At 70.2% G+C, this 17,815-nt stretch carries 18 protein-coding genes and 1 pseudogene; 14 read left to right on the top strand and 5 right to left on the bottom strand.

Annotated features, from left to right (window positions below; genetic code table 11):
• Positions 1-29 precede the first annotated feature (29 nt).
• Complete coding sequence (locus K3A85_RS04320) at positions 30-1,550, top strand: hypothetical protein (protein WP_225205260.1); 1,521 nt, start codon at positions 30-32, stop codon at positions 1,548-1,550.
• Positions 1,547-2,599: an oxidoreductase gene (locus K3A85_RS04325; protein WP_225205261.1), complete on the top strand. Its 1,053-nt coding sequence runs from the start codon at positions 1,547-1,549 to the stop codon at positions 2,597-2,599. The genes K3A85_RS04320 and K3A85_RS04325 overlap by 4 nt, the downstream gene beginning before the upstream one ends.
• Here K3A85_RS04325 and K3A85_RS04330 read toward each other — a convergent pair.
• The gene (locus K3A85_RS04330; RefSeq protein WP_225205262.1) at positions 2,591-3,178 is read right to left on the bottom strand and encodes a VOC family protein; all 588 of its coding nucleotides are present in this window, start codon (positions 3,176-3,178) and stop codon (positions 2,591-2,593) included. The two genes, K3A85_RS04325 and K3A85_RS04330, sit on opposite strands and share 9 nt — an antisense overlap.
• Entirely contained in the window at positions 3,175-3,834 is a 660-nt protein-coding gene (locus K3A85_RS04335; protein WP_225205263.1) for a carboxymuconolactone decarboxylase family protein, read from the bottom strand. Before K3A85_RS04335 ends, K3A85_RS04330 begins: the two co-directional genes overlap by 4 nt.
• A 163-nt stretch (positions 3,835-3,997) precedes the next feature.
• On the opposite strand from K3A85_RS04335, the gene K3A85_RS04340 reads away from it, so the two are divergent.
• From K3A85_RS04340 to K3A85_RS04355, 4 genes are read left to right on the top strand one after another with little or no spacing between them, the layout of a single operon-like run.
• Positions 3,998-4,285, top strand: coding sequence for a DUF1330 domain-containing protein (locus tag K3A85_RS04340; RefSeq protein WP_225205264.1), 288 nt, complete (start codon positions 3,998-4,000; stop codon positions 4,283-4,285).
• A 48-nt stretch (positions 4,286-4,333) separates the two neighbouring features.
• Positions 4,334-5,101, top strand: coding sequence for a molybdate ABC transporter substrate-binding protein (gene modA, locus K3A85_RS04345; protein WP_225205265.1), 768 nt, complete (start codon positions 4,334-4,336; stop codon positions 5,099-5,101).
• Positions 5,102-5,112: 11 nt separating this feature from the next.
• Positions 5,113-5,799 carry a molybdate ABC transporter permease subunit gene (gene modB / locus K3A85_RS04350; RefSeq protein WP_225205266.1) on the top strand — a complete coding sequence of 229 codons (687 nt, stop codon included), beginning with the start codon at positions 5,113-5,115 and terminating at the stop codon, positions 5,797-5,799.
• Positions 5,789-6,427: an ATP-binding cassette domain-containing protein gene (locus K3A85_RS04355; RefSeq protein WP_225205267.1), complete on the top strand. Its 639-nt coding sequence runs from the start codon at positions 5,789-5,791 to the stop codon at positions 6,425-6,427. The genes modB and K3A85_RS04355 overlap by 11 nt, the downstream gene beginning before the upstream one ends.
• Here K3A85_RS04355 and K3A85_RS04360 read toward each other — a convergent pair.
• Positions 6,409-6,636: a hypothetical protein gene (locus K3A85_RS04360; protein WP_225205268.1), complete on the bottom strand. Its 228-nt coding sequence runs from the start codon at positions 6,634-6,636 to the stop codon at positions 6,409-6,411. The two genes, K3A85_RS04355 and K3A85_RS04360, sit on opposite strands and share 19 nt — an antisense overlap.
• A gap of 166 nt (positions 6,637-6,802) precedes the next feature.
• Between K3A85_RS04360 and K3A85_RS04365 the strand changes: the two genes are divergently transcribed.
• On the top strand, positions 6,803-7,318 hold the full coding sequence (locus K3A85_RS04365) for a CinA family protein (protein WP_225205269.1): 516 nt from the start codon (positions 6,803-6,805) through the stop codon (positions 7,316-7,318).
• A gap of 7 nt (positions 7,319-7,325) precedes the next feature.
• Here K3A85_RS04365 and K3A85_RS04370 read toward each other — a convergent pair whose 3' ends face one another.
• The gene (locus tag K3A85_RS04370) at positions 7,326-8,024 is read right to left on the bottom strand and encodes a helix-turn-helix domain-containing protein (RefSeq protein WP_225205270.1); all 699 of its coding nucleotides are present in this window, start codon (positions 8,022-8,024) and stop codon (positions 7,326-7,328) included.
• 110 nt (positions 8,025-8,134) lie between these two features.
• Between K3A85_RS04370 and K3A85_RS04375 the strand changes: the two genes are divergently transcribed.
• A complete protein-coding gene (locus K3A85_RS04375; RefSeq protein WP_225205271.1) occupies positions 8,135-9,955 on the top strand; it encodes a hemerythrin domain-containing protein in 1,821 nt (606 codons plus the stop codon).
• A 131-nt stretch (positions 9,956-10,086) separates the two neighbouring features.
• On the opposite strand, the gene K3A85_RS04380 is transcribed toward K3A85_RS04375, so the two are convergent.
• Complete coding sequence (locus tag K3A85_RS04380; RefSeq protein WP_225205272.1) at positions 10,087-10,755, bottom strand: Crp/Fnr family transcriptional regulator; 669 nt, start codon at positions 10,753-10,755, stop codon at positions 10,087-10,089.
• A gap of 347 nt (positions 10,756-11,102) precedes the next feature.
• Here K3A85_RS04380 and K3A85_RS04385 point away from each other — a divergent pair, with 347 nt between their 5' ends.
• The 6 genes and pseudogenes from K3A85_RS04385 to K3A85_RS04410 all read left to right on the top strand — a co-directional run bounded on the left by K3A85_RS04385 (position 11,103) and on the right by K3A85_RS04410 (position 17,803).
• Positions 11,103-11,894 (top strand): thioesterase family protein, encoded by a 792-nt coding sequence (locus tag K3A85_RS04385; RefSeq protein ID WP_225205273.1) that lies wholly within the window; start codon positions 11,103-11,105, stop codon positions 11,892-11,894.
• A gap of 10 nt (positions 11,895-11,904) precedes the next feature.
• Entirely contained in the window at positions 11,905-13,149 is a 1,245-nt protein-coding gene (locus tag K3A85_RS04390; protein ID WP_225205274.1) for a serine hydrolase domain-containing protein, read from the top strand.
• Between the two features lie 81 nt (positions 13,150-13,230).
• Positions 13,231-14,466 (top strand): annotated as a pseudogene (locus K3A85_RS04395) (3-hydroxyacyl-CoA dehydrogenase NAD-binding domain-containing protein); the annotation flags it as partial.
• A gap of 23 nt (positions 14,467-14,489) precedes the next feature.
• Entirely contained in the window at positions 14,490-16,064 is a 1,575-nt protein-coding gene (locus K3A85_RS04400; RefSeq protein WP_225206001.1) for a class I adenylate-forming enzyme family protein, read from the top strand.
• A gap of 69 nt (positions 16,065-16,133) precedes the next feature.
• Entirely contained in the window at positions 16,134-17,309 is a 1,176-nt protein-coding gene (locus tag K3A85_RS04405; RefSeq protein WP_225205275.1) for an acetyl-CoA C-acyltransferase, read from the top strand.
• A gap of 86 nt (positions 17,310-17,395) precedes the next feature.
• Complete coding sequence (locus K3A85_RS04410) at positions 17,396-17,803, top strand: VOC family protein (protein WP_225205276.1); 408 nt, start codon at positions 17,396-17,398, stop codon at positions 17,801-17,803.
• The last annotated feature ends 12 nt before the right edge of the window (positions 17,804-17,815 follow it).

Genomic DNA, 17,815 nt, shown 5'->3' on the forward strand with positions numbered 1-17,815 from the left:
CGCAGTCGATGCCGGGGCAGGGGCTGGCGATGGAGCGTGTGCGTCTTTCCGGGTGGATCGTGCCGGGCGCGGCGGGGGTTGCGCTGGCCGGGCTGGCGGCGGCGGTGCTCCATACGATGCTCGCCTTCGGCCCCTGGTACGACGAGTTCTTCACCTTCTACGTCGCGCGGCCCACGATGCCGCTGGGGCAGGCGCTGGTCGGGCATTGGCTCCCCGACAACCATCCGCCGCTTTACTACGCGCTCGCGCGCGGGTTCTGGTGGATCGGCGATACGATCGAACACAAGCGCCTGCTCAACCTCGTGCTCTTCGCAGCCGCGCTGCTCGGAGCGCTGGTCCTCGTCCGGCCGCGCGCCGACCTGCACCGCCTCTTCGCCCTGTTCGCGATCGCGCTGGCGGCGCAGGGCGTGGTCGTGCGCTTCGCCGCCGACTACCGCTCGTACTTCCTGTCGGTCTGCGCCATCGCATTGCTGACCGTGGCGGTCGAGGTGGTGCACCTTGGCGCCGCCGCGCCGGGCGGGCGGCCCTGGCGGCGGCGCGACGGCGTGGTGCTGTGGGCGGCAGCGCTGGTCGCCTTCAACAGCCACATCACCACGACGATCGTGGCGAGCGCGATCCAGCTGCCGTTCCTGCTGCGCTATCTCGCCGCGCGTGACTTTGCCCGGTTCTGGCGGCTGGGCCTGCCCTCGCTCGTCGCAGGGCTGTTGTTCGTCGCGGTCTCGGCGGTGCAGGCGCGGCACTGGCTCGCCAACACCAGTTCGTTCTGGCTGCCGCCGGGGCTCGGCGTCGCGCGCTGGACGATCGAGTTGCTGGTGCTGCGCGTGGGCCAAGCGAACCTGCTGCTGCTCGGCTGCGCCGTCGCCGGGTTCGCAGCTGCCGGCCTCGCGCTCTTCCGGCGCAGCGGCGCGCACGATCCAGAGGAAATCTCCCAGATCGAATCGGCCGCGTTCCTGCTGGTCGGCTGGGCGCTCGCCGTGGCAGCAATCGTCGCCATCCACCTGTGGCGTCCGTTCATCTACGAACGCTACCTGCTCGGCCTCGTGCCGGTGATGGCGATGATCCTCGCGCTCGGCGCCGAAGCGCTGCTGCGCCGCCTCGATGCGCGGCTGGCGCACGCCTGCGTCGCGCTCGCTGCCGCGCTTTCGGTCGCGGCCGCCGCCCAGGCCGCGCTCGCCAAGCAGCAGAACGGCGACTGGACCCCGAGCGCGGCGCTCGTCGGGCGGATCGTCGCCGCCTGCCCCGACGCGCGCGTCCACACCGATCCGTTCTGGAACGCCGAATCGATCACGCCTCCGCCGGCAGACAACCGCCAGGTCGTGCCCTTCGCCTACCGCGCGATGGCCGCGCGCCACGGCTTCGCGCTCGCCCCGGCGGGCTCGCGCGCGCTCTCGCCGCGCTGCCCGACGCTGTTCTGGGCGGCGTGGACGCGGCCGCAGGACTGGCCCGCGCGCGACATCCTCGCCCGCATCCGCGCGCAGGGCTTCGCGGTCGAGCGCATTCGCGTCCACCGCTTCGCCCGCAGCTTCGTGGCCGAGGCCGACCCGCAATGACGCCGGCCGCGCCCGCCGCATCCTCGCCGATCGGGGTCGCCGTGGTCGGCAACGGCATGGCGACGCGGGTGTTCCACGCCCCCTACATCGCCGCCTGCCCGGCGCTGCGCCTTGCCGCAGTGGTCTCGCGCCGGCCCGAGGTCCCGGTTCCCGCCGGCGCCGAGCGGCGCGCGGAGATCAGCGAGGTGCTCCACGATCCGGCGATCGAGCTGGTCGTCGTCGCCACGCCGAGCGACACCCATGCAGCGCTCGCCGCGCAGGCGCTGCGCGCGGGCAAGCACGTCGTCGCCGAAAAGCCGCTGGCGCTGTCGCTGGCCGAGGCACGCGACCTCGCGGCGCTCGCGCAAACGTGCGACCGACTGCTCGTCGCCTTCCACAATCGCCGTTGGGACAGCGATTTCCTTGCCATCGCCGAGGCGGTCCGCGACGGCCGCATCGGGCGGGTGGTCCACTTCGAATCGCACTTCGACCGCTTCCGTCCGCAGGTCCGCGACCGCTGGCGCGAGGCGGCGGGGCCGGGAGGGGGCGTGTGGTTCGATCTCGGGCCGCACCTCGTCGACCAGGCGCTGGCGCTGTTCGGCATGCCGCAAGGCGTCAGCGCCGACATCGCCGCCTTGCGCGACGGCGCGCAGGCCGACGACTGGGCGCACGTCGTGCTGCGCTATCGCCGGCATCGGGCGATCCTTCACGCAGGGATGTGCGTGGCGGGCGGCGCGCCGCGCTTCGTCGTCCATGGCACGCAAGGCACGCTGGTCAAGCAGTGCCTCGATCCGCAGGAAGCGCAGTCGGTCGCGGGCTTGCGGCCGGGCGACGAAAGCTGGGGGCGCGATCCCGATCCGTTGCGCCGGATCGACGCCGCCGGCGCGGAAACGCAGACGCTTGCGCCGCGCGGCGCGCAGCAGGCGTTCTATGCAAGCCTTGCCGCGGCGATCCGCGGGCAGGGCGCGCCGCCCAACACCCTCCACGAATTGCTGGGCGTCCACGCGGTGATCGAGGCGGCGCAGGTCTCCGCGCGCGAAGGCCGGGTGGTCGATCCTTCACTACTGTAGCAGCGCATCCTTGACGATCATGCCCACTGCCTTGGTGCCGTCAGCGCGCATCGGGTCGTGCCGCACGTGCGCCTCGCCCCCGAGCTCGGCGGTCCAGGCCGCGAACTCGAGGCACACGCCGTCGGGGTCGAAGAAATAGACCGAGCGCACGAACACCCCGTCCTGCATCTGCGGCGCGACCTGCCATTCGGAATCGTCGTGGTTCAGCACCGGCGAGGTTTCGACCCCGCGCTCGTGCAGCCGCGCGACATATTCGTCGAACTTGTCGGCAGGCACGTTGAAGGCGATGTGGTTCATCGATCCGTGCGCGCTTTTCATGTCGCCCATTGCCGGCAGGCCCGATGGCGCCGCGATGCCGGGCGCCGCTGGCGGGGCATCGGGAAACCAGAAGAAGGCGATGGAATCGCCGTTGCCGATGTCGAAGAAGAAGTGCTGGCCCATGCCGCCGGGCAGGTCGATCGTCTTGGTCAACGGCATGCCCAGCACGTCGCGGTAGAACTCCACCGTCCTGGCCATGTCGCGGCAGACCAGCGCAAGGTGGTTGACCCCGCGGATGTCGAACACGCTGTTCCCGCTCATGCCTCGCTCTCCTGCTGCTGCTTGCGCCGTCCGCCGAGGAAGTCCGCCGCATCGAAGCCTTCGGGCGCGGCCACTTCCACGATCGGGTCCTCGCGGTCGTCGAATTCCATGCGCAGCGCGCGGGTGATCACCGCGTGCATGTCGTAGAGGCAGGTGATGTAGGTGAACTCGAAGATCTGCTGGTCGTCCCAGAAGGTCTTGAGCTTGTCGATCACCGCCTTGGGCGTGCGCCCGTTCGCTTGGCACAGGCAGTCGGCATAGGCGAGCACCGCGCGTTCCTGTTCGTTGTAGCAATCGGCCACGGCCCAGTGCGGCACGGCGGCGATTTTCTCCTCGCTGCAGCCGAGGCCGCGCAGGCTCTTGCAGTGCTGCGAGAACACGAACTGGCTGCCCTTGACCCAGCCGGCGCGCGTCTGGCCCAGCTCGCGCAGGATCGGGTCGATGCGCCGCTCGGGGCTGCGGTAGAGCGCAAAGCCGCTCACCGCGTGGCGGAAGATGTCGGGCGAAAGCGCGAAGACGCTCCACCAGTCGCCCGGCGTGCCGGTCGCCGTGCCGGGCTCGACCGTGGGGTCGCGGTCCCCGAACAGGTGCTGCATGTAGGCGAGCACCACCTCGTCGGTGATCTCGCCGCGGGGAACCTGGCGCAACAGCGGCATGGGGCTTTTCCTTCCCGGCGGGGCGGCCATCTGTCCGGCCTGTCCTCCGCGCATCCTCTCACGAACCTATCAAATGACAGGTTGCCCTGTTCGAAGCGCATTGCCAAGCCCTGTCGGCATGCCTATCGCTCTTAGCTAACCAGTTAAGGAAAGAGGGAGTGCCATGGCAGCTTACGCGATCTTCATCCGCAATTCGGTCAGCGACCCCGCCACGTTCGGCGAATACGGCCAGAAGGCCGGCGGCACGATGGCCGGCCACAAGGTCGAGCCGCTGGTCGTCTACAACCCCTGCGAGACGCCCGAGGGCGAACCGGCGGAAGGCGTCGTCATGGTCAAGTTCGACACCATGGATGAAGCCAAGGCCTGGTACTTCGGCGATGCCTACCAGGAAGTCGCCAAGCTGCGGAAGGCCTCGGCCGACTACCGCGTTATCCTCACCGAAGGGCTCTGAGCAACGAGGCGATTGCCCGGCGGCACGCCGCGCCCTATCGCACGGGGCATGGCTTTGCTGTCGCGCGCGATCGCCCGTTTCCTCGCTCTTCTGGCGCTGTTCGCCGCGGGCGCCGCGCTGGCGCGGCCGCCGGTCGTGCTGGCGGCGGCGAGCCTGCAGGAATCGTTGAGCGCGGCGGCCGATCGCTGGGTGGCCAAGGGCCACGAGCGTCCGCTGATCTCGTTCGCCGCCTCCTCCGCGCTCGCCCGCCAGATCGAGGCGGGCGCGCCGGCCGACCTGTTCGTCTCGGCGGACCAGCAGTGGATGGACCATGTCGCGGCTGCCGGCTTCGTCGCAGCGGGCACGCGCGCGCCCTTCCTCACCAATCGCCTCGTCCTCGTCGCGCCGGCGTCGAGACGCGTCGCGCTCGCGATCGGTCCCGCTTTCCCGCTCGCCCGCGCGCTCGGCGCCGGGCGGCTGGCGATGGGGGACCCCGACGCCGTGCCGGCGGGCATCTACGGCAAGGCCGCGCTCACCCGCCTTGGCGTCTGGCCGCAGGTGGCCCCCCGCATCGCGCGGGCCGAAAGCGTGCGCGCCGCGCTCGCGCTGGTCGCGCGGGGCGAGGCGCCGCTGGGGGTGGTCTATGCGACCGATGCCCGGGCCGAGCCGCGGGTGCGCGTGGTCGCCGCCTTTCCTGCCGACAGCCATCCGCCGATCGTCTATCCGCTCGCCCGGCTCGCCCGCGGCTCCGCCAGCGATGCCGAGCCGTTCCGCCGGTTCCTCCTGTCGGGCGAAGGCAAGGCGATCTTCCGCCGCTTCGGCTTCGGCACCCGCTGAGCGCGCCGGCGGTGCTCTCGACGGCTGACTGGGCGATCGTCGCGCTCTCGCTCAAGGTGGCGCTGGTCGCGGTCGCGCTGACCCTGCCTGTGGCCTTCGCGCTCGCCTGGGTGCTGGCGCGCACGCGCTTTCCCGGGCGGATCGTGCTCGATGCGCTGGTCCATCTGCCGCTGGTCGTGCCGCCGGTGGTGATGGGCTGGCTGCTCCTGCTTGGCTTCGGCAGCAACGGCCCGGCCGGGCGGCTGCTCGAAGGCCTGTTCGGCGTGACGCTGATGTTCCGCTGGACCGGCGCCGCGCTCGCCGCCGCGGTCATGGCCCTGCCGCTGATGGTCCGCGCCATCCGTCTCTCGCTCGAGGCGGTCGACCCGCGCCTCGAAGCCGCCGCACGCACGCTCGGCGCGGGGCCGTGGCGCGCCTTCGCCACCGTCACCCTGCCGCTCAGCCTGCCGGGGCTGATCGCCGCGAGCGTGCTCGGCCTTGCCCGCTCGCTCGGCGAATTCGGCGCGACGATCACGTTCGTTTCGAACATCCCGGGCGAAACGCAGACGCTGCCGCTGGCGATCTATTCGGCGCTGCAACTGCCCGGCGGCGACGTGCAGGTGGCGCGCCTCGCCTCCATTTCGGTCATGCTGTCGCTGGCGGCGCTGGTCGCTTCCGAAGCGCTCGCCCGGCGCAGCGGGTTCGGCCATGTCGCTTGAGGTCGACATCGCGGTGCTGCGGGGCGAGCGCCGCATCGCCGCATGCTTCACCGCGAGGGGCGGCATCACCGCGCTGCTGGGGCCGTCGGGCGCGGGCAAGACCAGCGTGATCGAAGCGATCGCCGGGCTGCTGCGCCCGGTCGAAGGGCGGATTGAACTCGGCGGGGAGGCGCTGTTCGATGCCGCGCGCCGCATCGACCTTCCTCCCGAAGCGCGCGGCTGCGGCGTGGTGTTCCAAGACCTGCGCCTGTTTCCCCATCGCTCGGTGCGCGACAACCTGCTCTACGGCGCCCGCTTCGCGCCGTCGTCGGCGCGGCTGATGACGCTTGAGCAGACCTGCGCCTTCCTCGGCATCGCCGACCTTCTCGGCCGCCGCCCGCGCACGTTGTCGGGTGGAGAGGCGCAGCGCGTCGCGATCGGCCGCGCGCTGCTGCGGGGCCCGCGCCTGTTGCTGCTCGACGAGCCGCTGTCCTCGCTCGACGGCGCGCGGCGCGACGGGGTGATGGCGGTGATCGAACGCATCCGCGACGAACTGGGCCTGCCGATGGTCCTCGTCAGCCATCGCGCCGAAGAGGTCGAGCGGCTGGCGAACCGCGTCGTTCGGCTCGATCAGCCCTTGCTCGCCTGACCCTTCTTCGCCACTTCCTCCGCGATCGCCTTGCGGTCGCCCTCGACCGGCGCCTGCGCCGAAGAGACCTGCATCGCGCGCTCCTCGGGGGGATAGTCCTCGGGCCGCACGTTCGACTGGACCTTGGTCGCGGCGTGCAGTTCGCTGTTGAGCGAGGCGTTGTCCGACTTCGCGTCGAGCGGCGGGGTGCGTTCGTCCTTGTTCTGCATCTCTCGTGCTCCTTCATCGCGCCAACGGGGCGCGTGTCGCCCGGTTTCGCCCCGGGCGCGGAACCGGGCCGGGGCGCGCGGGCCACGCGACAAGGAACACGATCTTCTTGATTCCGTTCGATTTTGTCAGAGATGCCGAGCGCGGCACGACAAAGGAGAGAGGATCATGACCGGAGCGCGGGAGCTACGCGATGACGCACAGGCGTTCGAGGAGCAGGCGCGCCGGATCCTGCAGCGTGCGAGCGAGCTCGACCTGATGATCGCCACCGCCGAAAGCTGCACCGGCGGCCTGCTCGCCTCGCTGTTTACCGACATCGAGGGTCATTCGGGCTGCTTCGAGCGGGGCTTCGTCACCTATAGCGAGGCGGCCAAGTGCGAGCTGCTCGGGGTCGAGCCGATCGTGCTGCGCCGCCACGGCGCGGTCAGCGAAACCGTGGCGCTGGCCATGGCCGAAGGCGCGCTGGCGCATTCGCACGCCGGTCTCGTCGCCGCGATCACCGGCTTTGCCGGCGCCTCGGGCGAGGACGACGAGGCGGGGCTGGTCCACATCGCGGTGCTGCGCCGCGACCACCCGCCGCATACGCGCGAATGTCATTTCGGCGCGCGCGAGCGGGCCGAGGTCCGCCACCTCGCGCTCGCCGCCACGCTCGACATGCTCGAGGACGTGCTCGCGGAGGAGTAACTCGCGCTCAGGCCGCGAGATAGGGCCCCGCCTCGCGCTCGAGCGTGACCGGGTCGACGATCTCGACCAGCCCGCGTCGCGCGCGCACCGCGTGCGCCTGTTCCAGTTCCTGCAGCGCCACCGTCACCGTCGCCCGGCGCAACCCCAGTTGCCGCGCGATCGCGTCGTGGTGGCCCGACAGCAGCCGCGCTTCGGTCGCCATCCACATCTCGGCAAGGTGCGCCGCGACCCGCTCGCGCGCGCTGGCTCCGGCCTGGCGCAGCACCGCGGTGGTGATCGCGCGCACCTCGCGCGCCGCAGCCTCGCGCAGCCGCGCCTGGAGGCCGGGCGCAATGCGCGCAAGGAACGTCGGCGAAGGGCGGCGCATCGCCAGCGCGGCGCCCGGGTGGACCACCACCAGCGCGTGCGCCGAGGGCGCGGCGGTGATCGTCGCCAGCGCGGCGGTCACCCGCCCCCGGCCGACGACCGCCAGTTCGAGCGCGCAGGCCTGCGCATTCTGCGTGCGCAACGCCACCGCCGCGTCGATCAGGAAGTGCAGGTGCCCCGGCGCCGCGCCCGCCGCGGCCAGCACCGCGCCGGTCTCGAGCCGCACCAGACGCAGCCGGCGGACCACCGCGGCGCGCTCGACGGTGGCGAGATTGCCGAGCAGGGGATGGAGCGCCGCGGCTCCGGCTGTCGCGGGTTCCGGCTGGAAGGGCTGCCTCATCGCTCCGGTACGCTCGCGTACCCAAGCCCATGCTCGGGTATCGCAGGTGAAACCGGGCCATGGGCGACCCGTTCCCCGTCTCGTCCCTCCAGACAGGACGATGAAACCACATGGCCGAACAATCCAAATCCACCGGCGCGGAAAGCGCCAAGCAGGGCGAGACGACCAAGGCCGAAGGTGCGAACGGCAATGGCGGCGCCAGCGCAGGCAGCGGCAGCAGCGGTACCAGCAGCAGCGGCGGCAGCGCGAGCAGCGGCAGCAGCGGCGGGCAGGCGGGCTCTGCCGAAGCCAAGTCGCCGACGCAGGCCCAGCCCCAGAAGGGCGGCCAGACCGGCGCAGCCAAGTCGCAGGGCGCTTCGGGCGGCGGCAGCGCCGCCTCCGCCAGGACCGGCGGCAAGAGCGAGAGCGGCAAGAGCGCGAACGGGAACGGGAACGGGAACGGCGAGAGCGCGCAGGCGGGCGACGACGCCGTCGCGCTGCTGACGCGCGATCACCGCGAAGTCGACCAGATGTTCAAGGACTACGAAGCGGCGAACAGCCGGTCGAAGAAGCAGGAGCTGGTCCGCAACATCGCCCGCGCGCTCGAGCTGCATACGCTGCTCGAGGAGCACATCTTCTACCCCGCCTGCCGCGAAGCCGCCGATGACGACGATCCGCTCGACGAAGCGCAGGTCGAACACGATTCGGCCAAGCTGCTGATCATGGAGCTGCAGCGCGGCGAGCCGGGCGACGAATACTACGACGCCAAGGTCAAGGTGCTGGGCGAATACATCCGCCATCACGTGCAGGAGGAAGAAGGCCCCGACGGCATCTTCGCCCGCGCGAAGAAGGACGGCGTCGACCTCAAGCAGCTCGGCCGCGAGATGGCGCAGGCGCGCGAGAGCTACGCCGAGGAGATCGGCGACGGCATGCGCCAGCCCCCCGAGATCGTCTCGTTCAGCCTGGGCCGCGGGGCCGGGCAGGGCGGCGGCGGCAACCGGCGCTCGCGCGCCGACTACGACGACAACGACGATTACGACGACTTCCAGCGAGAGAAGGAGAGAGACATGGCACGTGCGGACTATGGTCGGGATGACGACCGAGGTGGACGCGGCGGCAGCAGCCGTGGCGGCAACAACGGCAACGGCAGCCGCGAGCGCGATGAATACGGCCGGTTCATGAGCGACGACGACGATCGCGGCGGTCGCTCGGGCGGCTCGAGCCGCAGCGGCGGCGGGCGCTCCTCGCGCGATGACGACGATCGCGAACGCGATGGCGGTCGTCGCGGCGGCTGGTTCGGCGACAGCGAAGGCCATTCGGAAGCGGCGCGCCGCGGCTGGGACGATCGCGATCGGGGCGGTTCCTCGTCCTCGCGCTCCTCGCGCGGTCGTGACGATGACGACGACTATCGTCGCAGCAGCAGCAGCAGCCGGGGCGGCGGCGGGCGTTCGTCGCGCGACGACGACGACCGCGAGCGCGACGGCGGCCGCCGGGGCGGCTGGTTCGGCGACAGCGAAGGGCACTCGGAAGCCTCGCGCCGCGGCTGGGACCACGAACGTCGGGGCGAAAGCGGCTGGTTCGGCGACAGCGGGGGCCATTCGGAAGCCTCGCGCCGCGGCTGGGATCACGAACGGCGCGGCGAGAGCGGCTGGTTCGGCGACAGCGAAGGCCATTCCGAAGCGGCGCGTCGCGGCTGGGATGATCGCGACGACGATCGCGGCGGACGCGGATCGCAGAGCCGCTCCTCGCGTGGCCGTGACGATGACGACGACCGGGGCGGTCGCGGTGGCAACGGCGGCGGCTCGCGCTCCTCGCGCAGCCGTGACGACGACGACGACCGCGGTGGTCGCGGCGGACGCGGCAGCAGTGGCAGCGGCGGCCAGGGTGGGTGGTTCGGCGACAGCCGCGGCCATTCCGAGGCGGCGCGTCGCGGCTGGGAATCGCGTCACTGAACCGACAGTGCGTTCCCCATCCACGGACGTCACCCAGGGAAAGGCGGTCTCGCAAGAGGCCGCCTTTCTCGCGTAAGGGGCCGCACCGCAGTGCCCGCCAGAGGGCCGGGGGCCTTGCGAAGCGCGTCGGCCTAGACCCGCGCGAGCCAGTCCGGCCGGCGCGGCACGTCGGCGAGGTCGAAGCGCGCGGTCCGCGCCAGCCGCGCGAAGTCGGGAACGCTGAGCTTGTGCCGCGCCACGCGGGCAAGGCCGGCGCCGGACAGGTCGGCGAGCAGCCGCTGCACGTGTTGCGCGGTCAGCCCGGTCGCGTCGGCAATGTCGTCGTGCGACAGCGGCAGCGGGCACGAGCGTCCGACCGCGGTGCTGCGGCCGAGCCGGACCAGCAGGTCGCAGAACAGGTGCGCGATCCGCTCGAGCGCGGACTTGCGGCCGAGGCTCACCGTCCAGCTCGCGGCATGGCCGACGTCGGCGGCAAGCTCGCGCACCAGGTCGGCGGGGCCTTCGCCGCGCGGCTGGAGTTCGCTCTCGGCGATCGGCACCGCCTCGATCGCGGTCAGCGCCTCGACGGTGTGGTGCGGCGTTCCGGCAAGCCACAGCGGGTCGCACAGGTCGCCCGCCACGAACAGCGCCGAAATCTGGCGGCGCCCGTCGCTCAACCGGTGGCAGCGCGCTGCCCAGCCCTTGCGCAGCACCAGCAGCTGCCGCCCCGCGCCGCCCGGTGGCGACAGCGCCTCGCCGGCCGCGAGCGCGATCGGAATGCGCGCCCGACGGGCGTCGAGGGTCGCGGTCGCTGTTTCCATGGTCTTCCTCTGCCCGCCGGATCGCGCGTCCGAGTCGCACCGGGGACGATGCACCCGGCCGCACGAACAACGCCCGATGAACGGTTCCCACTATAAAAAACGTTACAAATTAGATAGATAGCCTCTAACTTAGGGTAAAGCGCGGACACGCGCGGGGCGCCGCTCGCCGCCGCCGCGATGCCGTAGCGGAAGGCGGGAAAATGGGAGTCCTGCGCGCCTTTTTCGGTTGACCGGAGCGTTGCGAGGGCTTTTTCCTGCGCACCGGCAGCAGGGCGGCAATCCGCCCTCCGGGAGAGAGAACCAATGTCGAAGACCGCTCCGCATCCGGCCTCGCCGGAGATGGCGTGATGACCGATTCCCCGCGCACCCTGGGCGATCTGGCCGCTGCGATCGAGCGGCAGGGCGATCGCTTCGTGCTGCACGGCGCGGCCGGCTGGATGCAGGGCCGCACCATGTACGGCGGCGCGTCCTCGTTCGTCGCCTTCACCGCGGCGCGCATGGCCTTCCCCGACCTGCCGCCGCTGCGGGCCGCGCAGATCGGCTTCATCGCGCCGGTGGGCGAGGACGTCGAGATAGCCGCACGCGTGCTGCGCGCCGGCAAGAGCGTGGCCCAGGTCGAGACCGAGATCAGCGCAAACGGCGAACTGCTGCAGCGCGCGCTGTGGATCTTCGGCAGCGCCCGGCCCGACAACGGCGGCGTGCCGCAGCGCCGGCTCGAAGGCTTCGTGCCGCACGACCAGGCGGTGCCGGCACGGCCGCATCCCGACCCCGCCTTCTTCACCCACCGCATGGACCTGCGCCACGCCGCGCCCAAGGGCGAAGTGCCGGTCGGCACGATCCGCCGCTGGGTGCGCCTCAAGGACCGCGCCGGGCTCGATCCCGTCGGCGAACTGATCGGCATCGGCGATACCCTGCCGCCCGGCGCGATGACCGCGCAGGAGCGCATGGGGCCGCTCTCGTCGATCAACTGGTCGCTCACCGTGCTCACCGACAAGCCCCGGACCGACGACGGCTGGTACCTGCTCGAAACCAGCTCGAACGCGATGGCGGCAGGGTTCTCCAGCGAGACGCTGCGGCTGTGGAACACCGACGGCGTGCAGGTGATGCACGGCCTGCAGTCGGTCGCGATCTTCGGCTGAAAAGGAGCGCATGCCCGTGACCATTTCCCTCGCCGATCCCGCCGCCCACGGCTTCGATTCCGACCGCCTCGCGCGGATCGCCGCGCTGCTCGACAAGCGCTATGTCGCGACCGGCAGGTTCAAGGGCCTCGACGTGCTCGTCGCGCGCGACGGGCAGGCGATCTACCGCACGACGCTGGGCGCGATGCGCGAGGACGGCACGCCGGTGCGCGACGACGCGATCTACCGCATCGCCTCGATGACCAAGCCCTTGACCTCGATCGCACTGATGATGCTGGTCGAGGAAGGCGCGATCGCGCTCGAGGATCCGGTCACGCGGGTGATCCCGGAATTCGCGGGGCTGTCGGTCTATGCCGGCGGCGGCGGCGATGCGCCCTTCATGCCGGGGCGCCCTGCGCAGGGCATGCGCATCGTCGACCTGCTCACCCACATGTCGGGGCTCACCTACGGCATCCAGAACCGCACCAACGTCGATGCCGCCTACCGCAAGGCGCGGCTCGACGGCCATGCGAGCCTTCCCGGCAACGATCACTTCATCGCCGAACTGGCCAAGCTGCCGCTCGAATTCGCGCCGGGCGAGGCGTGGAACTACTCGGTTTCGACCGACGTCTGCGGGGTGATCGTCGCGCGGCTCTCGGGGATGAGCCTGGGCGAATTCCTCAAGGCGCGCATCTTCGATCCGCTGGGCATGGTCGATACCGGCTTTGCCGTGGCGCCGGAAAAGCTCGACCGCCTGTGCGATGCCTGGAGCTATGTCCCGGGGGCCGCGCCGCACCTGCTCGACCGGGCCGAGACCAGCAACCTCGTGCGCGCGCCACGCTTCGAAAGCGGCGGCGGCGGGCTCGTCTCGACCACCGCCGACTACCACCGCTTTGCCAGCGCCCTCGCCAACGGCGGCAGCCTCGACGGCGTGCGGCTGGTCAGTCCGAAGACGCTGGCGCTGATGACCTCGAACTTCCTGCCCGGCGGGGTCGACCTCACCCAGATGTCGCGCTCGATGTTCAGCGAAGCGAACAACGCCGGCGTCGGCTTCGGGCTCGGCTTCGGCGTCGTGTTCGATCCGGTGCGCGCGCTCAGCGCCGGATCGGCGGGCGAGTTCTCGTGGGGCGGCATCTTCTCGACCGGGTTCTTCGTCGATCCGGTGGAGAAGGTGCACATGGTGCTGATGGCGCAGCTGCTGCCCTCGTCGGCCTACCCGATCCGCCGCGATCTCAAGACCCTGATCTACGCCGCGCTCGCCGAAAGCCGCGCCTGACCCTTTGCCGTTTCGTCCTCCCCTCCGAAAGCATCCCTCAGCCACAGGAGCCAATATCCGATGTCCGACCCCATTCCCGGTGCCAAGGAGCACATCGAGGCCGCCCGCACGCTCGCGGCCAAGATCGACGACATTCCCGCCGATACCCAGCTGCTCCCCATCGAACGCGTCGGCGTGATCGGCGCCGGCACGATGGGCGGCGGCATCACGATGAACTTCCTCACCGCCGGGATCCCGGTGACGATCGTCGAAATGACGCAGGAAGCGCTCGATCGCGGCGTCGCCACGATGCGAAAGAACTACGAGAACACCGTCAAGCGCGGCAAGATGGACGCCGCCCTCGCCGAAGCGGCGATGGGTCGCCTCAACCCCACGCTCGATTTCGATGCACTGGCGCAGGCCGACCTCATCATCGAAGCGGTCTACGAGAACATGGACGTCAAGAAGGAGGTCTTCGGCCGGATCGACAAGATCGCCAAGCCCGGCGCCATCCTCGCCAGCAACACCAGCTATCTCGACATCGACGAGATTGCCTCGGCCACCAGCCGACCGGAATCGGTGCTCGGCATGCACTTCTTCTCGCCCGCCAACGTGATGAAGCTGCTCGAAGTCGTGCGCGGGGCAAAGACCGGCAAGGCGCAGCTCGCCACCGTGATGGCGCTGTCGGTGAAGATCGGCAAGGTGCCGGTCGTCTCGGGCGTGTGCCATGGCTTCATCGGCAACCGCATGCTCTCGCCCCGCCAGGCGCAGGCCCATGCGCTGATCATGGAAGGCGCGAACTACTGGGACGTGGACGAAGCGCTGCTGGAATTCGGTTTCCCGATGGGCCCGTGGCAGATGGCCGACCTCGCCGGCGTCGACATCGGCTGGCACCGCGATCCCAACCGCATCGAAAGCTTGCGCGATGCGCTCTGCGCCGTCGGCCGCTGGGGCCAGAAGACGAAGAAGGGCTTCTACGATTACGACGACAACCGCCAGCGCACGCCTTCGGATGAAGTAAAGGCGATCATCGCCGACTTCGCCAAAAAGGAGGGCAAGCCGCAGCGGTCGATTGACAGGCAAGAGATCCGCGAACGCCTGCTCTACCCGATGATCAGCGAAGGCGCGCTGATCCTTGCGGAAGGCATCTCGCAGCGCGCCAGCGACATCGATACCGTCTGGCTCAACGGCTATGGCTGGCCCGCGTGGACCGGCGGCCCGATGTTCTGGGCCGACCACATCGGCCTGAAGACCGTGGTCGATGGCCTCGAAAAGCACGGGCTTCCGGTCGCGCCGCTGCTCGCCAAGAAGGCGGTGGCCGGGGAAACCTTCAACTGACGACGGGGAGAGGCGCCATGGCGGTGACCATCGAGGAAATCGCGGAAGCCGAGTTCATGCCGCTGACCACGATCCTGCGCGCGCATGCCGCGCGCAGGGGAGGGGCGATCGCGCTCGCCGACGAACAGAACCAGGTCAGCTGGCGCGATCTCGACGCCACCATCGATCGCGTCGCCGTCGCCCTGCAGCGCGAAGGGGTGGAAAAAGACGAGCCGGTGGCGATTGCCGCGATGAACGCGGTTCCCACCGCGCTTGCCTTCCTCGGCGCGATCCGCGCCGGCGCCGTCGCCGCCCCGCTCACCTCCACCGCCACGGCCGAGACGATCCTCGCCATGCTGGTCGACAGCGGCAGCCGCGTGCTGTTCCTCGACGCCGACATCGCCGCGCGGCTCGAAGGGCTGGATTTCCCGGCAGGCGTCAAGCGCATCGCGCTCGATGGCGGCGCCCACGGCGTGCCCTTTGCGCAATGGATGGCGGAAGAAGGCGTAAAGCCCGAAGAGCGCCTGCCCGCGCCGGGTGATCCCTTCAACATCATCTATTCCTCGGGCACCACCGGCGCGCCCAAGGGCATCGTGCAGAGCCACAAGATGCGCCACGAATATGCCCGGCGCACGATCCTCGGCGGCTACGACGACGACACTACCGTGATCTGTTCGACCCCGCTCTATTCGAACACCACGCTGGTCAGCTTCCTGCCCACGCTCACCGCGGGCGGCAAGGTCGTGCTGATGAAGAAGTTCGACGCGCGCGGCTTCCTCGTGTTGTCCGAGCGCGAGCGCGTCACCCACGCCATGCTGGTGCCGGTGCAGTACCGCCGGATCATGGAAGTGCCCGATTTCGATCACTTCGACTTGTCCTCGTACAAGCTCAAGTCCTCGACCAGCGCGCCGTTTCCCGCCTGGCTCAAGGCCGATGTGCTGAGGCGCTGGCCCGGCGGCCTGACCGACGGCTACGGCATGACCGAAGGCGGCGCGACCTCGATCCTCGTCGCCCACGCGCACCCGGACAAGCTGCACACCGTCGGCCAGCCGAGCCCCGGGCACATCATGAAGATCATCGACGAGGACGGCAACGAACTGCCCCAGGGCGAAGTGGGCGAGATCGTCGGCCATTCGCCGATCATGATGAACGGCTACCACGGCAAGGACGACAAGACCCGCGAGGTCGAGTGGTACGACAAGGAAGGTCGGCGCTACATCCGCCACGGCGACGTCGGCAAGTTCGACGAGGACGGCTTCCTCATCCTGATGGACCGCGCCAAGGACATGATCATCTCGGGCGGGTTCAACATCTACCCCTCCGACCTCGAAAGTGAACTGACCCGCCAGCCGGAAGTGCGCGAAGCCGCCGTCGTCGGCGTCCCCAGCGATGCTTGGGGCGAAACCCCGCTCGCCGTCGTGGTGCTGGCCGACAAGACCGCCGACCCACAAGCGATCCTCGCCGAAGCCAACCGCAAGCTCGGCAAGACGCAGCGCATTTCCGCCATCGAAGTGGTCGACGAGCTGCCGCGCAGCCCGATCGGCAAGGTCTTGAAGCGCGAGCTGCGTGATCGCTTCGGCGGCAACCCGATCGCGCCGCAAGGCTACGAAAAGGCCTGATTTCTCACCCGTTCCCTCAACCTCCCCGGGAAAGCCTGGCCACAGGAAAACCCACAAGGAGATCATACCATGCGTGATGCCGTCATCGTTTCCGTCGCCCGCACCCCGATCGGCCGGGCCTACAAGGGCGCGTTCAATGCAACGCCGGGCGCCACCCTCGGCGCGCTGTCGCTCGAGGCCGCGGTCGCCCGCGCCGGGATAGACCCCGCCGAAGTCGACGACGTGCTGTGGGGCGCCGCGCTCCAGCAGGGCACGCAGAGCACCAACATCGCCCGCCAGGTCGCGCTGCGCGCCGGCCTGCCGGTGACCAGCTCGGCGATGAGCATGGACCGCCAGTGCTCGTCGGGCCTGATGTCGATCGCCACCGCCGCCAAGCAGGTGATCATCGACCGCATGGACGTCGTCGCCGCGGGCGGCCAGGATTCGATCAGCCTCGTCCAGACCAAGGAAATGCGCGTCGCTCCCGATCCCTCGCTCAAGGCGATGCATGCGGCGATCTACATGCCGATGCTGCAGACCGCCGAAATCGTCGGCCAGCGCTATGGCATCAGCCGCGAGGCCTGCGACGAATATTCGCTCCAGTCGCAGCAGCGCACCGCCGCCGCGCAAGCCGCGGGCAAGTTCGACGACGAGATCGTCGAGGTAACGACGACGATGGGCGTGGCCGACAAGGCCACCGGCGAGATCTCGATGAAGGAGATCACGCTGAAGAAGGACGAGGGCAACCGTCCCGAAACCACGCTCGAAGGCCTGCAGGCCCTCAAGCCCGTGATCGAAGGCGGCATCGTCACCGCCGGCAATGCGAGCCAGCTGTCCGACGGGTCGGCCGCCGCGATCGTGATGGAAGCGGGCGTCGCCGCCGCCAAGGGCCTTACCCCGCTCGGCCGTTATGTCGGCATGGCGGTGGCCGGCACCGAGCCCGACGAAATGGGCATCGGCCCGGTCTTCGCGATCCCCAAGCTGCTCGAACGCTTCGGCCTGAAGATCGACGACATCGGCCTGTGGGAGCTGAACGAGGCCTTCGCGGTGCAGGTGCTCTATTGCCGCGACAAGCTCGGCATCCCGAACGAGCTGCTCAACGTCAACGGCGGCTCGATCTCGATCGGGCACCCCTACGGCATGACCGGCGCGCGCTGCACGGGCCATGCGCTGATCGAGGGCAAGCGCCGCGGCGCCAAATATGCGGTCGTGACGATGTGCGTCGGCGGCGGCATGGGCGCGGCCGGGCTGTTCGAGATCTTCTGATCCTGCTTGCCTGTTGTGCCGGCACGGTGCGGCCGCACCGTGCCGGCACAAGGGCCAGAGGAACCGGCAAGAGGAACCGGACGGCCATGCAGGTCGATGCGCTCGATCACGTCAACATCATCTGCGCCGACCTCGATGCGAGCGCGGCGTTCTATGCCGCGCTGCTCGGGCTCGAGCGGCGCGACGGGCCGCCGCCTTCGCGTCCCGACCAGATCCAGTGGATGCACGATCGGCAGGGCCGGCCGATCCTGCATCTCAACGCGGTCGACTGCCCGCGCGCCTACGACCGCGCGGCGGTGCCGGGCGGAGAGACCGGGGCGATCCACCATGTCGCGCTCGCGTGCAGCGGGAGCGACATCGTGCTGGCCCGGCTGAAGGCGATGGGCCGCGACTTCCGGCAGAACAGGATCGAGGCGATCGGGCTGACGCAAGTGTTCACGCTCGATCCCGACGGCGTGCTGCTCGAGCTGAACTTCCGCGACGCGCCGGGCTGACCCCCGCGGCGC

The sequence above is a fragment of the Novosphingobium huizhouense genome (genome assembly GCF_020179475.1).
In the GTDB taxonomy this organism is placed as follows: domain Bacteria; phylum Pseudomonadota; class Alphaproteobacteria; order Sphingomonadales; family Sphingomonadaceae; genus Novosphingobium; species Novosphingobium huizhouense.

Coding starts and splice junctions, on each gene's coding strand:
- K3A85_RS04410 (WP_225205276.1), top strand. CDS start 17,396: ATGCAGGTCGATGCGCTCGATCACGTCAACATCATCTGCGCCGACCTC.
- K3A85_RS04365 (WP_225205269.1), top strand. CDS start 6,803: ATGACCGGAGCGCGGGAGCTACGCGATGACGCACAGGCGTTCGAGGAG.
- K3A85_RS04355 (WP_225205267.1), top strand. CDS start 5,789: ATGTCGCTTGAGGTCGACATCGCGGTGCTGCGGGGCGAGCGCCGCATC.
- K3A85_RS04405 (WP_225205275.1), top strand. CDS start 16,134: ATGCGTGATGCCGTCATCGTTTCCGTCGCCCGCACCCCGATCGGCCGG.
- modA (WP_225205265.1), top strand. CDS start 4,334: ATGGCTTTGCTGTCGCGCGCGATCGCCCGTTTCCTCGCTCTTCTGGCG.
- K3A85_RS04370 (WP_225205270.1), bottom strand. CDS start 8,024: ATGAGGCAGCCCTTCCAGCCGGAACCCGCGACAGCCGGAGCCGCGGCG.
- K3A85_RS04340 (WP_225205264.1), top strand. CDS start 3,998: ATGGCAGCTTACGCGATCTTCATCCGCAATTCGGTCAGCGACCCCGCC.
- K3A85_RS04375 (WP_225205271.1), top strand. CDS start 8,135: ATGGCCGAACAATCCAAATCCACCGGCGCGGAAAGCGCCAAGCAGGGC.
- K3A85_RS04390 (WP_225205274.1), top strand. CDS start 11,905: ATGCCCGTGACCATTTCCCTCGCCGATCCCGCCGCCCACGGCTTCGAT.
- K3A85_RS04335 (WP_225205263.1), bottom strand. CDS start 3,834: ATGCCGCTGTTGCGCCAGGTTCCCCGCGGCGAGATCACCGACGAGGTG.
- K3A85_RS04320 (WP_225205260.1), top strand. CDS start 30: ATGGAGCGTGTGCGTCTTTCCGGGTGGATCGTGCCGGGCGCGGCGGGG.
- K3A85_RS04360 (WP_225205268.1), bottom strand. CDS start 6,636: ATGCAGAACAAGGACGAACGCACCCCGCCGCTCGACGCGAAGTCGGAC.
- K3A85_RS04380 (WP_225205272.1), bottom strand. CDS start 10,755: ATGGAAACAGCGACCGCGACCCTCGACGCCCGTCGGGCGCGCATTCCG.
- K3A85_RS04385 (WP_225205273.1), top strand. CDS start 11,103: ATGACCGATTCCCCGCGCACCCTGGGCGATCTGGCCGCTGCGATCGAG.
- K3A85_RS04330 (WP_225205262.1), bottom strand. CDS start 3,178: ATGAGCGGGAACAGCGTGTTCGACATCCGCGGGGTCAACCACCTTGCG.
- K3A85_RS04325 (WP_225205261.1), top strand. CDS start 1,547: ATGACGCCGGCCGCGCCCGCCGCATCCTCGCCGATCGGGGTCGCCGTG.